Origin of the sequence: Pseudoalteromonas sp. S3178 (assembly GCF_005886985.1) — a bacterium.
Lineage (GTDB): Bacteria > Pseudomonadota > Gammaproteobacteria > Enterobacterales > Alteromonadaceae > Pseudoalteromonas > Pseudoalteromonas carrageenovora.
Genome location: NZ_PNCW01000096.1, coordinates 1 through 12374, shown reverse-complemented (window position 1 = coordinate 12374; position 12374 = coordinate 1). Strand labels below are relative to the sequence as shown.

Sequence of the window (12374 nt, the reverse complement as noted above, 5' to 3'; positions counted from 1 at the left end):
GATCAAGTCTGAGCTAGTACATCTTATTGCTATCGCATCTTCTTCAGCTGCATTTGCAGCATCAGATTTCGATAGTTTAGACATCGATGGCAGTGGCACAATTAGCCCAAGCGAAGCGGCAGTAGATACAGATTTAATGGCTGAATTTATTGAGCTAGATACAGACGGTAGTGGTGAGCTTTCTAAAGAAGAGTTCTCAAATTACTAATTAACCTATAAAGGTTAAGCATTTTCACAGTTAGGGATCTTTGAAAAGGACTTCCCATCTTACTAGGAATATTATTATGAAAACATTAAATACAACACTTGCAGTTTTAGTTTTAGCATCTTCATCAGCAGCTTACGCAGCAGTAGACTTTGCCTCATTTGATGCCGATGGTGATGGTGCAATCACTAAGCAAGAAGCGCAAGTAAATGCACAATTAGTAAAGATTTTTGATGATTTAGATGCAGATGGAAACGGCGAGCTTTCAAAAGAAGAGTTTGCAAAAGTACAGTAAGCAAACGCTTCATACTCCACTAAAGCCGCCTTAGTCAGCGGCTTTTTTGCGTTTACGCCAAGTGATTATAAGAATATAGCACTTACTTGGAATAGCTTTTCTACAACGGTAATATGTTTTTTGTCGATTAAAAACATTATTACATGATCGCCCGACATGATAATTGTATCGTCGTGGGCTATAAGTACATCGTCGTTACGAACTATTGCGCCAATAGTAGTACCAGCAGGAAGTTTAATATCGGCAATGGCACGGCCAACAACTTTTGAAGTATTTTCGTCGCCATGAGCGACGGCTTCAATTGCTTCCGCTGCACCTTTGCGTAATGAGTAAACATTAACAATATCACCACGGCGTACATGAGTAAGCAATGCTGATATAGTGGCCTGCTGCGGCGATATGGCTATATCTATTTCCCCACCTTGTACTAAATCAACGTATGCACCACGCTGAATAAGTACCATGGTTTTTTGTGCACCCATGCGTTTTGCAAGCATAGCCGACATAATATTTGCTTCATCGTCGTTAGTTACGGCAATAAATACGTCAACTTGCTCTATATGCTCTTCAGATAGCAGTTCCTGATCTGATGCATCACCACAAAATACCACTGTGTTGTCGAGCATTTCTGATAGTTGCTCAGCGCGCTCTTTACTGCGCTCTATTAATTTAACACTGTGGTTTTTTTCAAGCGAGCGGGCAAGGCCGGCACCAATGTTACCGCCACCAGCAATCATAATTTTTTTGTAAGAGCGTTCTAGCTTTTGTAGCTCGTTCATCACCGCGCGAATATGCTTGGTTGCGGCTATAAAAAAGACTTCATCGTCGGCTTCAATTACTGTAGTACCCAGCGGTTTAATGGCTTTACCTTGGCGGTAAATAGCCGCAACGCGGGTTTCTACATTAGGAATATGCTCTTTTAAAGCAGAAAGCGCATAACCTACTAATAAGCCACCGTAATAAGCTTTAACAGCCACTAAAGAGAGCATACCATCGGCAAATTGTAATACTTGTAATGCACCAGGGTAGTCTATTAAGCGGCGAATATATTTGGTAACGAGTGCTTCTGGGGCAATATAATGGTCGATTGGTAAATCGTCATTTTGGAAAAGTTTTTCGCGGTATTTTAAATATTGCTCTGAACGTATTCGAGCAATTTTAGTGGGGGTATTAAAAATACTGTACGCTACTTGGCAAGCAACCATGTTCACTTCATCTGAACTGGTTACCGCTATAATCATATCGGCATCTTCAGCGCCAGCACGGCGTAATACATCAGGGTGCGCGCTGTGGCCCATAACCCCTTGTAGGTCGTACTTATCTTGAAGCTCACGCAAACGGTTGCCGTCTATATCTACAACCGTAATTTCGTTTTGTTCGCCAACTAAGTTTTCAGCAAGCGTAGCGCCAACTTGCCCAGCTCCGAGTATGATTATTTTCATTATTTACCCGTATTAGTAATCAACCTAAAAAGAGATTAATTACCGTTTAATTAAAAAAATAGCCATTTAATATCTCATAAATGGCTAACTATTTAGTGTACGGTTATTAGGCTTTTTTAACTAGCTTAGCGTAATAAAATCCATCACTTTCGCCCGGTAGTAATTGCAAACCCGGGTTAGTAACAGTGTCGTTCTCGTGCAATGGAATATGCACTACATCGTCATTATTAGCTAAAAACTTAGCAACTTGTTGCTGGTTTTCTTGTGGGAGTACCGAACACGTAGCGTATACCAGTGTGCCACCTGGTTTTAGTAGTGGCCAAATGCTATCGATTATATCACTTTGCAGTTTAGCTAGATCTTCGATGTCTGATGCGCGGCGTAACCATTTTATATCTGGGTGACGGCGTATAACACCAGTTGCAGAACATGGTACATCTAATAATATACGATCAAACTGCTGCTCATCCCACCAAGTATGAGGCTGTGAAGCGTCACCACATTGTAAATCGGCACCTAAGCCAATACGCGTAAGGTTTTGCTTAACACGCTCAAGGCGAGTTGAGTCGCTATCTAGGGCTAATACTTCAGCATCAGCAAGCTCTAATATATGACACGTTTTTCCGCCAGGCGCTGCACAGGCATCTAAAATGTATTCATCAGCTTTAGGTTCTAAAAAGCGTGCTGCAAGTTGTGCTGCTGCATCTTGCACCGAACATGCACCTACATCAAATTCTGGCAGCGAGAATACATCACGCGGCTTAGCTAGTTTAATACCGTCAACAAACTCTGGGTTTAATGTGTGTTCAATATCGTTAGCCGTTAACATTTCACTGTATTCTTGCGTGCTGTATTGAGCTTGATTTACACGCAGCCACATAGGGGCTTGTTGCTGGTTTTCTTCAAGCAATGCTTCCCAGCTATTTGGGTATGCAGCTTGCACTTGTTTAATAAACCAATTTGGATGGTTGTATAAACACACCGGTATTTGCTTCGCTTTTTCTTCAAGCTCGCTCTGTTGGCGTTGAAAGCTACGTAAAATAGCATTTATTAGGCCTTTTAAACCCAGTGCGCGCATTTGAGCGAGTGCATTTACGGTTTCTGATATTGCAGCATGCGGTGGCACGCGCATATGCTGTAGCTGGTATATGCCTACATATAACAAAAACTGAAATATTCTACGCTTACCTTTTAGCGGCTGCTCTACTAAGTGTTGGCAATAGTTTTCAAGGCTTGGTAGGTATCGTAATACGCCATAACAAATTTGCTGCAGTAAAGCTTTGTCTTTTGGGGGTAAGCCTTGGCTCGCAAAAGGAAGCTCTTGATTAAGCGATGCGCCTTTATCAACGACGTTATATAAAGTTTCTGCGGCAAGCGCGCGTACATTTGGAACATTACTCATTATTTTCGCCTAATACTGTACCCGGGGTTACCCAATCACTACGACCATTTAAAAAGTCACTAATTGCCATTGGCTTTTTACCTTGCGGCTGTAATTGCGTAATGCAAATAGCATGTTTGCCACACGCGACAACCACACCCGCTTTATCGCTTGATAAAACCTGGCCTGCACTACCTGTTTGCTCAACTACTTGCGCTTGGTAAATTTTTACCGTTTGCTCACCCATTTGTGTAAAACACACAGGCCAAGGGTTGAAAGAGCGAATATTTCGCTCTATTTGAGCTGCATCCATAGACCAGTCGATATTTGCTTCGTCTTTAGATAGCTTTTTAGCGTAGTTAGCCAGCTCATCATTTTGAGGTTCAGCTACAAGCTCGCCTTTTGCTAATTTATTAACAGTTTCGATAAGGGCATCAGGGCCCAGCTCGGCCAGTTTAGTGTATAAACTGGCACTGGTTTCATCAGCATTAATTGCACAGCGACTAATATGTAGCATGTCGCCGGTATCAAGCCCTTCATCCATTTGCATAATAGTTACGCCGGTTTGCTCATCACCAGCCCAAATTGCACGTTGAATAGGTGCAGCACCACGCCAGCGCGGTAATATAGAGCCATGTACATTTAGACAACCTAAACGCGGAGCTTCTAATATTGCTTTTGGTAAAATTAGCCCGTAAGCCACCACAATCATAATGTCGGCATTTAAGCTTTTAAGCTCTGCTAATGCATCATCACTTTTTAACGACTCTGGCTGAAAAACCGGTAAGTTATGTTCAAGCGCTAGCGCTTTAACTTCACTGGCTTTTAATTTTTTACCTCGACCAGCAGGGCGGTCAGGTTGGCTGTATACACCAACTATTTGGTGCTCGCTTTGTATAAGCGCTTGTAAATGACGTGCGGCAAAATCCGGCGTACCGGCAAATATAATGCGTAATGGTTGGGTCACTGAGTTTTCCTAAGGTGCTTATTACTGTGCTGCAAATTTAGCTTCTTTTTCAAGCTTTTTACGAATACGTTGGCGTTTAAGTGGTGATAAGTAATCAATAAATAGCTTACCTTGTAAGTGATCAAGCTCATGTTGAATACAAATAGCCAGTAATTCGTCTGCATCTAATACAAACTCTTCACCGTTTTCGTTAAGCGCAGCAACAGTTACTGTTTCTGCACGGTCTACTTTTGCGTACGAGTTAGGTACTGATAAACAGCCTTCTTCACTTACGGTAGAGCCGTCTTTTTTGATAATTTGTGGGTTAATAAGTACTAAAGGCTCATCGCGCTCTTCAGATACATCAATTACTACGATACGTTGATGAATATCTACCTGTGAGGCTGCTAAGCCAATACCATTTTCATCATACATAGTTTCTAGCATGTCTTTAACAATTTGGCGTACTGCGTCGTCAACTTGTTCAACGTCTTTTGCTACAGTACGTAAACGCTCATCTGGGAATCTTAAAACTTCTAACCTAGCCATAGTTACCTTTTTACACTTGTGCTTAATTTAGGGTATTGTATGCTCTTATTTTAGCCATTAGCGTTCCCCTTTAACAGGTTTTGGACAATAATAATGAAAAAACAATACAAGGAAGCTCAATGAAATCTCCATTACTTGCAATCATGCTTGCGTTAAGTGCTGCTTTTCCGGCAGTTGCTGATGTACTTAAAATAAAAAAAGATGCACCAAAACAGTATGTTGTAAAAAAAGGCGATACACTTTGGGATATTTCAGGCATTTATTTAGATGAGCCGTGGCTGTGGCCTGAACTTTGGCAAATGAATCCACAAATTGATAACCCTCATCTTATTTACCCAGGTGATGCGCTTGCTTTAATATATGACGCTGATGGAAATCCACGTTTGGTGATTAATAAAGCGTATAGAAAACTATCTCCTCAAGGGCGCATTACACCAAAAGGCACTAATGCAATAACTACTTTACCACTTGAAATGATCAAACCTTACATCAGTTTCGAGCAGGCAATTGATAGTGACGATATTAAAGATATGCCTTATGTTTTAGGTGCAAACGAAAATACTAAAACACAAACCTTAGGCCATATTTTGTATGTTAAAGGTGACTTAAAAGTACACAAAGCGTATGCCATTTATCATGAAGGCGAACCTTATACCGACTTAGAAACCGGTGAAGTACTCGCAACGCGTGCCTCTTATGTGGGTATGGCGCGTGCATTTAGAACGGGCGATGAGCAAAATGGAGTACCTTCATCATTACGTGTTGAATCTGTTAAACGTGAAATTCAACAAGGTGATTTTTTAATGCCAGCAATGCAAGGGCAATTACTTCCTGCATACTTTGATATTCACCGCCCAGACAATGCTGTATCGGGTCATGTTATTGCATCTCCGCGCCAAGTAAGAGAATTCAGCACAATGGATGTTGTAGTGCTAAACTTAGGTCGCGACCAACAAATAGAGCCAGGGCATGTGCTTGATTTAGAACGTCAGTCTCCAACAGTTATTGATGGCCCTCGTGGTCCTCGTTATCCTGAGGATTCGAGTAAATTCGAAAAATTACTATCTGACGCTAGTCAGTTATTTGGTGATGAGTCTGATGAAGAAAATACAACGTGGACAATGCCTAAAGAAAAAGTTGGTGAGCTTATTGTTTTCAAAGTGTATGACAAAGTAAGTTATGCATTAATAACTAAAAATCAGCACCCAATTCGCATTGGAGATATTGCAGTTATTCATTAAGAAGTAGCGAGTCGGTGCTCTAGGAGAGAGCATGGATCAATCACCTGGCAAGCTAGCCCACTGGCTTGCCTTTTATATGTGTAAAGGGTTGGGTATTAAAACCCTTTTGGCACTATCTCAAACACATTCCCTTGCCTCGTTATTTGATTTGTCGAGTAATGAGCTTCAGCAACTTGGCTTAACGGCAAATCAGGCCAGTAATTTACTTGGTACTAATTGGCAGCAAGTTGATTATTACCAGCAACAAATAATGCAAAACAATATAACTGTTATATGCTTTTTTGATGCGCTTTACCCCACCGATTTAAAGCAAATAGCCAATGCTCCATTACTTTTGTTTTGCAAAGGCGATACGTCATTACTTTCCAGTCCGCAAATAGCGATTGTTGGTAGTCGAAATGCCACACCTACAGGGCTTGAAATAGCGTCAGAATTTGCATATCAACTTACTCTTGCGGGTATAACGGTAACCTCTGGTATGGCGCGAGGAATAGATGGTGCAGCACATAAAGGAGCCTTAGCCGGAAGTGGAAAAACAATTGCAGTGTTAGGAACTGGGGTTGATATTTACTACCCAAAGCGCCATAAATTATTAACAGACCAAGTGTTAGAGCATGGTTTGCTGATCAGTGAGTTTTTACCAGGTACGGCTGCTAATGCGCATAACTTTCCTCGCCGTAACCGTATTATTTCAGGGCTATCGTTAGGGGTTTTAATAGTAGAGGCTGAAATTAAAAGTGGCTCGTTAATTACTGTACGTTATGCACTTGAGCAAAATAAAGAGGTGTTTGCAGTACCGGGTTCTATTAAAAACCCGCTTGCGCAAGCAAGTCACTTTTTAATAAAGCAAGGTGCAAAACTGGTTGAAAACGTAACTGATATATTAGATGAAGTGAGCTTTTCTTATCAAAGCGGTCTATATAATAAAGACGAACCTGTTAACGAAGAGTCAGACTGTGAGGTATTAAATAGTATTGGTTTTGAGGTAACCAGTGTTGACGATATTGTACGCCGCGCTCAGTGGCCTATAGATAAAGTATTGGCTAGGTTGCTTGATTTAGAGTTAGACGATCAGATTGAGCGAGTGTTAGATGGCTACATAAAGTTAAGTACCCGGGGGTAATATGTTTGATATTCTTATGTATCTTTTTGAGAATTATATCCACAACGAGGCCGATATTTATGTTGAGCAAAATCAGCTAACGGATGAATTACTTCGTGCCGGTTTCAATAAACCTGAAATATTTAAAGCGTTAGATTGGTTAGAGCAACTTGCAGATTTACAGCACAGCGACGAGTCGCCTTACTTAATTACTAAGCCTCAACATGCCATAAGGGTGTTTACCGACAGTGAATGCCAAATGCTTAATGTTGAATGCCGTGGTTTTTTAATGTTTGTTGAGCAAATAGGCGTTATTAATAGTGTAACCCGAGAAATGGTTATGGACCGCCTATCAGCACTAGATAAACCATATATAGGATTAGACGATTTAAAGTGGGTAGTGCTCATGGTGCTCTTTAATGTACCAGGCTCTGAAGAAGCATATGGACAAATGGAAGATTTAATTTTTGACGAACCCAGCGAGCTTTTACATTAAAAGCTCGCTCAAACTACTTAAAGGCATATGCACAGCTTGTATCTTTAAGTGGTTTGGGTATATTAGGCGAAAATTCATTAACCTTTAGGATCAGCATGAGTAAAATCGACCATTCGCTTTTCTCAGCGGATAAGCACGCCTTAGAAAAAGAATACGAAATATGCCCACAGTGCGGTTCTGAACTGGTTATACGTAATAGTAAGTCGGGTCCATTTTTAGGCTGTGCTAGTTACCCTAAATGCGACTTTATTCGTCCTCTTGCTCATCACGACAGCAACGAAATTAAAATACTTGAAGGTTCAGCTTGTCCACAATGCACTAAACCGCTGGTGGTTAAGAATGGCCGTTATGGTATGTTTATTGGTTGTACGGGGTATCCCGAGTGCCATTACATTGCTAACGAAGATGATGAAAAGCAAAACGAAGAGGCGTTACCTCCTTGCCCTAAATGCAAAAAAGGGCACTTAGTTGCGCGAAGTAATAAGTTTGGAAAAACGTTTTACTCCTGCGATAGCTACCCTAGTTGTAAGTACACATTAAATAATAAACCTATAGCAATACCATGCCCAGAATGTGATTGGCCACTCGTAATCGAGAAAAAAATGTCCAATGGCACTGTGCTACAATGCCCGCAAAAAAGTTGCATGCACAAGCTTGTCCCAACTAAATAACGTTTAATCAATTTTGGAGAGTACTTTGTCAAACCCCTCTAATACGCCTACGGCTGTTTCGTGTTTAGAACAAGGTGGCGTTATTTTATATCCAACCGAAGCTGTTTTTGGTTTAGGTTGCGATCCAGATAACCAACAAGCTGTAGAGCAGTTATTGGCTATTAAACAGCGACCAGTAGAAAAAGGTCTTATTCTAATCGCTGATAATTACGGTCAGTTATTAAAGTATGTTGACGATGTTAAATTACCAATGGATAAGCGCGCTGATATATTCTCTAGTTGGCCTGCACCTATTACTTGGGTTATGCCAGCAGCTAAAAGCACACCTAAATGGCTAACTGGCCAATTTGATACCATCGCTGTGCGCGTTAGCAACCACCCAACAGTAAAACGTTTATGCCAAGAGTTTGGTAAGCCACTCGTTTCAACAAGTGCAAACTTAACGGGTCAAGAAACCGTAACAAGCATTGCACAAGCCCAGCTGCAATTTGCAGAGCAAGTAGGCTTTTATGTTGACGAGCCGTTAGGCGGTAACACGCAACCAAGTACAATTAAAGATGCCATGACCGGCAAAGTGTTTAGAGGTTAATATGCAAAGCGAATTATTAGAACAAGTAAAAGCCTACTTTATGGCTTTGCAAGACACTATTTGCCAAGGCTTAGAGAAGGCTGATGGCAGTGCAAAGTTTGTAGAAGACAGCTGGCAGCGCGCCGAAGGTGGCGGTGGTCGTACCCGAGTAACCACTAACGGTAACGTAATTGAACAGGGCGGCGTTAATTACTCTCATGTATTTGGCGCATCCATGCCAGGCTCTGCTACTGCGCATAGGCCAGAGCTTGCTGGGCGCAGCTTTCATGCTTGTGGTGTGTCGCTAGTTATTCATCCTAAAAACCCACATGTACCTACAAGTCACGCCAATGTACGCTTTTTTATTGCTGAAAAAGAAGGCGAAGAGCCTATTTGGTGGTTTGGTGGCGGATTTGATTTAACCCCTTTTTACCCTGTATTTGAAGACGTACAGCATTGGCATCAAGTAGCACACGATATTTGCGCACCGTTTGGTAGCGACGTTTATCCAAAATACAAAACTTGGTGCGATGAATATTTTTACTTAAAACACCGCGACGAAACACGTGGTGTGGGTGGGCTATTTTTTGATGATTTGAACGAGCTAGGGTTTGAGCAGAGCTTTGCATTTATGCAATCAGTGGGTAATGGCTTTTTAGATGCTTACTTACCTATTATCGAACGCCGCAAAAATGATGAATTTACACAGCAACAACGTGACTTTCAATTATATCGTCGCGGACGCTACGTTGAATTTAACCTAGTGTGGGACAGAGGCACGTTGTTTGGCCTGCAAAGCGGTGGTCGTACTGAGTCTATATTAATGTCTATGCCACCATTAGCACGCTGGGAATACAATTATAAACCAGAGGCAGAAAGTGCAGAGGCTGACTTATATCAATACTATTTACGCCCTCAAGACTGGCTAACAACTCAACCAAGTGATTTGATAGCCCGGGAGTGGCAGTTGTAAATAAGCGCTAAATGTTTAAATACATTCTAGGACAAGACAAATCGACTTACTAAAAGGCGCCTAACAGCGCCTTTTTGCTATTTAGGGCTCATTAATCATATGTGTAGCAAGTTGGCCAAACGATTGCTTCAAGCCTTCACGCAGTAGTGGGTTATCCACTTCTATATCGAGGGTTTTATTCATGCAATACATCCATTGATCGCGTAGGTCTTTATTTATTGAAAAAGGCATATGGCGTTTACGCAGCATAGGTTGGCCATGTTTTTCAGTAAATAGGCTAGGCCCACCTAGCCAACCAGATAAAAACTCAAAAAATACTTGGCGAATTCTATCTAATGGCAGAGGATGCATATCATATAACGGTTTAGCGTATTCATCTGACTCCATTATGTCGTAGAATCTATTAGCAATAGCACGGGCACCGGTTTCTCCGCCAATTATTTCGTACGGTGTTTTTTCAGGAGTAGGAGCCTGTTGCTCCGGAGTTGGCTTAGATTTAGAAAAAAGTCGTTTAATCATATTACTTATCATCGTTAATAGGCAGTGTTATAGCTGCAAAGAGGTTGCTTTAAAATGGACAAATATGCGGTTTTTGGAAATCCAATCAAACACTCAAAATCCCCCGCGATACATAAACAATTTGCTATCTCACTGGGTGAGCAAATCGACTACCGCGCAATATTAGCACCTATAGATAACTTTGAAAAAACAGTATCGTCTTTTTTTGAGCAAGGTGGTAAAGGTGCCAATGTAACAATGCCATTTAAAGAGCAAGCTTTTGCTATGGCTGATGAACTAACTCCTCTTGCAAAAATAGTGGGCGCGGTTAATACACTCAAAAAAAGAGACGATGGTACATTATTAGGAGATAACACCGACGGGGTAGGCTTTGTAAATGATCTACTTGCAAATGAAGTAGTGATTGCTGATAAGCGTATTTTAATAATTGGTGCGGGTGGTGCTGCAAGGGGAGTTATATTACCTTTGCTTGAACAAAAACCCGCAGAAATCATTATTGTTAATCGCACAGCTCAAAAAGCACAGGACCTTGCTCAATTATTTGCTGAATATGGGCCTGTTTCTGGCTTTGGTTTTAATGACTTACCAGTAAGTGACTACTCACTAATTGTTAACTCCACCTCTAGCAGTATGAATAACGAGTTACCCGCACTTAATGAAAAGTACTTAAAAGGCTGTGATGTTGCATATGATATGTTTTATTCGCAGACAAACACTATTTTTATGAGCTGGGTTGCAGAGCATAATTACAATACTAAGCTTTTAGATGGCAGTGGTATGTTAGTAGGGCAGGCAGCACAAGCATATTATGTATGGCATAACAAAATGCCAGAAATCCTCCCTGTAGTTAAAGCGCTTAAACAAGGCTCACTAAAATGAACCAAGCTATACAGTTTATAGATAGACTCGAATTTAGAGAGCCTGATCACCAGTTGGTGTTTTTTGCTCAAGTGAGTGGCATGCTGGTGGAATGTGTTATTGCAGTCAAAACACTTAAACTAACTGATGAAAGTCATGCTACAGATTATTTTGAAAAATATCGTTTTGAATACGAAGAACGTGCCGAGCAACTAATAGAAGAAGAAAGTTATAACTCGGCAGGACAAATAGAGGTGGACTTAGTTAGCCTCAGCTAAATATTCATCTTTTAATTGCACATAGTTATTTGCAGATATTTTTAAAAAGGCGAGTTCCTGCTCAGTCAGTGGGCGGGCTTGCTTTACAGGGCTACCTACATACAGATAGCCAGATTCCAAGCGCTTATTTGGTGGTACTAATGAACCCCCACCAATAATAACATCATCTTCTACAGTTACATTATCCATAACAATAGCACCCATACCCACGAGTATACGGTTTCCAAGTACACACCCATGCAGCATCACCTTGTGACCAACCGTTACATCATCGCCTATTATAAGGGGGTAACCGTCAGGGTTACTTCTAGTTGCACGCGATAAATGTAATACACTGCCATCTTGAATGTTAGAGCGCTCACCAATACGTATATAGTTAACATCGCCGCGAGCAGCAACTAAAGGCCATACGCTACTATTATCACCAAGTTGAATATCGCCAACCAAAACTGATGACTCATCAACGTACACAGATGAATTAAACGAAGGAGTTACACCTTTATAAGAACGGATTGCCATAGTTAGTACCTTTTTAGATAATAGTCATTAGCTCTGAGTGTATCAGCAAGGTTATTTTTGTACCACACAGGGTTCTTTTTGATTACAAAAGTATCAGTTTTAAGGTGTTTAGTTCAGATACTGACCGAACAGACTATTTTTTTAGTTTTTCTTTAAAAAAGTACTTGCGTAAAAATCTGTTCTCCCTATAATGCGACCCCACTGAGACGGGAAACGCCAACGCATAGCAAGGCAACAGCGGCTCAGAGAGTTAAATAAAACTTCGGTTTGAATCTTCTAAAAAGAAAGTTTAAAACAAAGTATTGACTCGAAAAATAAAGGGTGTATTATT

Annotated in this window: 16 protein-coding genes; 10 read left to right on the top strand and 6 right to left on the bottom strand. The window is 41.0% G+C overall.

Going from position 1 to position 12374, the window contains the following annotated elements; genetic code table 11:
- Position 1: 1 nt before the first annotated feature.
- Positions 2 to 208, top strand: a complete 207-nt coding sequence (locus tag CWC11_RS19830; protein ID WP_138684070.1) for an EF-hand domain-containing protein — start codon at positions 2 to 4, stop codon at positions 206 to 208.
- Positions 209 to 284: 76 nt separating this feature from the next.
- Positions 285 to 500: an EF-hand domain-containing protein gene (locus CWC11_RS19825; RefSeq protein WP_058548170.1), complete on the top strand. Its 216-nt coding sequence runs from the start codon at positions 285 to 287 to the stop codon at positions 498 to 500.
- 65 nt (positions 501 to 565) lie between these two features.
- Here the strand turns inward: CWC11_RS19825 and trkA are convergent, their stop codons facing one another.
- From trkA to def, 4 genes are all read right to left on the bottom strand, one after another.
- Positions 566 to 1942: a Trk system potassium transporter TrkA gene (gene trkA, locus CWC11_RS19820; RefSeq protein ID WP_058548169.1), complete on the bottom strand. Its 1377-nt coding sequence runs from the start codon at positions 1940 to 1942 to the stop codon at positions 566 to 568.
- Positions 1943 to 2048: 106 nt separating this feature from the next.
- Complete coding sequence (rsmB, locus tag CWC11_RS19815; protein WP_104641687.1) at positions 2049 to 3344, bottom strand: 16S rRNA (cytosine(967)-C(5))-methyltransferase RsmB; 1296 nt, start codon at positions 3342 to 3344, stop codon at positions 2049 to 2051.
- Positions 3337 to 4290, bottom strand: coding sequence for a methionyl-tRNA formyltransferase (fmt, locus tag CWC11_RS19810; RefSeq protein WP_138684069.1), 954 nt, complete (start codon positions 4288 to 4290; stop codon positions 3337 to 3339). Before fmt ends, rsmB begins: the two co-directional genes overlap by 8 nt.
- A gap of 21 nt (positions 4291 to 4311) precedes the next feature.
- Positions 4312 to 4818, bottom strand: coding sequence for a peptide deformylase (def, locus tag CWC11_RS19805; RefSeq protein WP_058548166.1), 507 nt, complete (start codon positions 4816 to 4818; stop codon positions 4312 to 4314).
- Positions 4819 to 4937: 119 nt separating this feature from the next.
- Between def and CWC11_RS19800 the strand changes: the two genes are divergently transcribed.
- The 6 genes from CWC11_RS19800 to hemF all read left to right on the top strand — a co-directional run bounded on the left by CWC11_RS19800 (position 4938) and on the right by hemF (position 9869).
- Positions 4938 to 6059 carry a LysM peptidoglycan-binding domain-containing protein gene (locus CWC11_RS19800; protein WP_138684068.1) on the top strand — a complete coding sequence of 374 codons (1122 nt, stop codon included), beginning with the start codon at positions 4938 to 4940 and terminating at the stop codon, positions 6057 to 6059.
- A 31-nt stretch (positions 6060 to 6090) separates the two neighbouring features.
- On the top strand, positions 6091 to 7182 hold the full coding sequence (gene dprA, locus CWC11_RS19795; RefSeq protein WP_138684067.1) for a DNA-processing protein DprA: 1092 nt from the start codon (positions 6091 to 6093) through the stop codon (positions 7180 to 7182).
- Between the two features lies 1 nt (position 7183).
- On the top strand, positions 7184 to 7657 hold the full coding sequence (locus CWC11_RS19790) for a DUF494 family protein (protein WP_138684066.1): 474 nt from the start codon (positions 7184 to 7186) through the stop codon (positions 7655 to 7657).
- Between the two features lie 95 nt (positions 7658 to 7752).
- A complete protein-coding gene (locus CWC11_RS19785) occupies positions 7753 to 8328 on the top strand; it encodes a DNA topoisomerase family protein (protein WP_138684065.1) in 576 nt (191 codons plus the stop codon).
- 25 nt (positions 8329 to 8353) lie between these two features.
- Complete coding sequence (gene tsaC, locus CWC11_RS19780; RefSeq protein ID WP_138684064.1) at positions 8354 to 8917, top strand: L-threonylcarbamoyladenylate synthase type 1 TsaC; 564 nt, start codon at positions 8354 to 8356, stop codon at positions 8915 to 8917.
- A gap of 1 nt (position 8918) precedes the next feature.
- Positions 8919 to 9869 (top strand): oxygen-dependent coproporphyrinogen oxidase, encoded by a 951-nt coding sequence (gene hemF, locus CWC11_RS19775; protein WP_138684063.1) that lies wholly within the window; start codon positions 8919 to 8921, stop codon positions 9867 to 9869.
- Positions 9870 to 9950: 81 nt separating this feature from the next.
- Here hemF and CWC11_RS19770 read toward each other — a convergent pair whose 3' ends face one another.
- Positions 9951 to 10388, bottom strand: coding sequence for a group II truncated hemoglobin (locus tag CWC11_RS19770; protein ID WP_058548209.1), 438 nt, complete (start codon positions 10386 to 10388; stop codon positions 9951 to 9953).
- Positions 10389 to 10442: 54 nt separating this feature from the next.
- Between CWC11_RS19770 and aroE the strand changes: the two genes are divergently transcribed.
- Both aroE and CWC11_RS19760 read left to right on the top strand, forming a co-directional pair.
- A complete protein-coding gene (aroE, locus tag CWC11_RS19765; protein ID WP_138684062.1) occupies positions 10443 to 11267 on the top strand; it encodes a shikimate dehydrogenase in 825 nt (274 codons plus the stop codon).
- On the top strand, positions 11264 to 11524 hold the full coding sequence (locus CWC11_RS19760) for a DUF1488 family protein (RefSeq protein ID WP_138684061.1): 261 nt from the start codon (positions 11264 to 11266) through the stop codon (positions 11522 to 11524). Before aroE ends, CWC11_RS19760 begins: the two co-directional genes overlap by 4 nt.
- On the opposite strand, the gene CWC11_RS19755 is transcribed toward CWC11_RS19760, so the two are convergent.
- A complete protein-coding gene (locus CWC11_RS19755) occupies positions 11507 to 12043 on the bottom strand; it encodes a gamma carbonic anhydrase family protein (RefSeq protein WP_138684060.1) in 537 nt (178 codons plus the stop codon). The two genes, CWC11_RS19760 and CWC11_RS19755, sit on opposite strands and share 18 nt — an antisense overlap.
- Positions 12044 to 12374 lie beyond the last annotated feature (331 nt).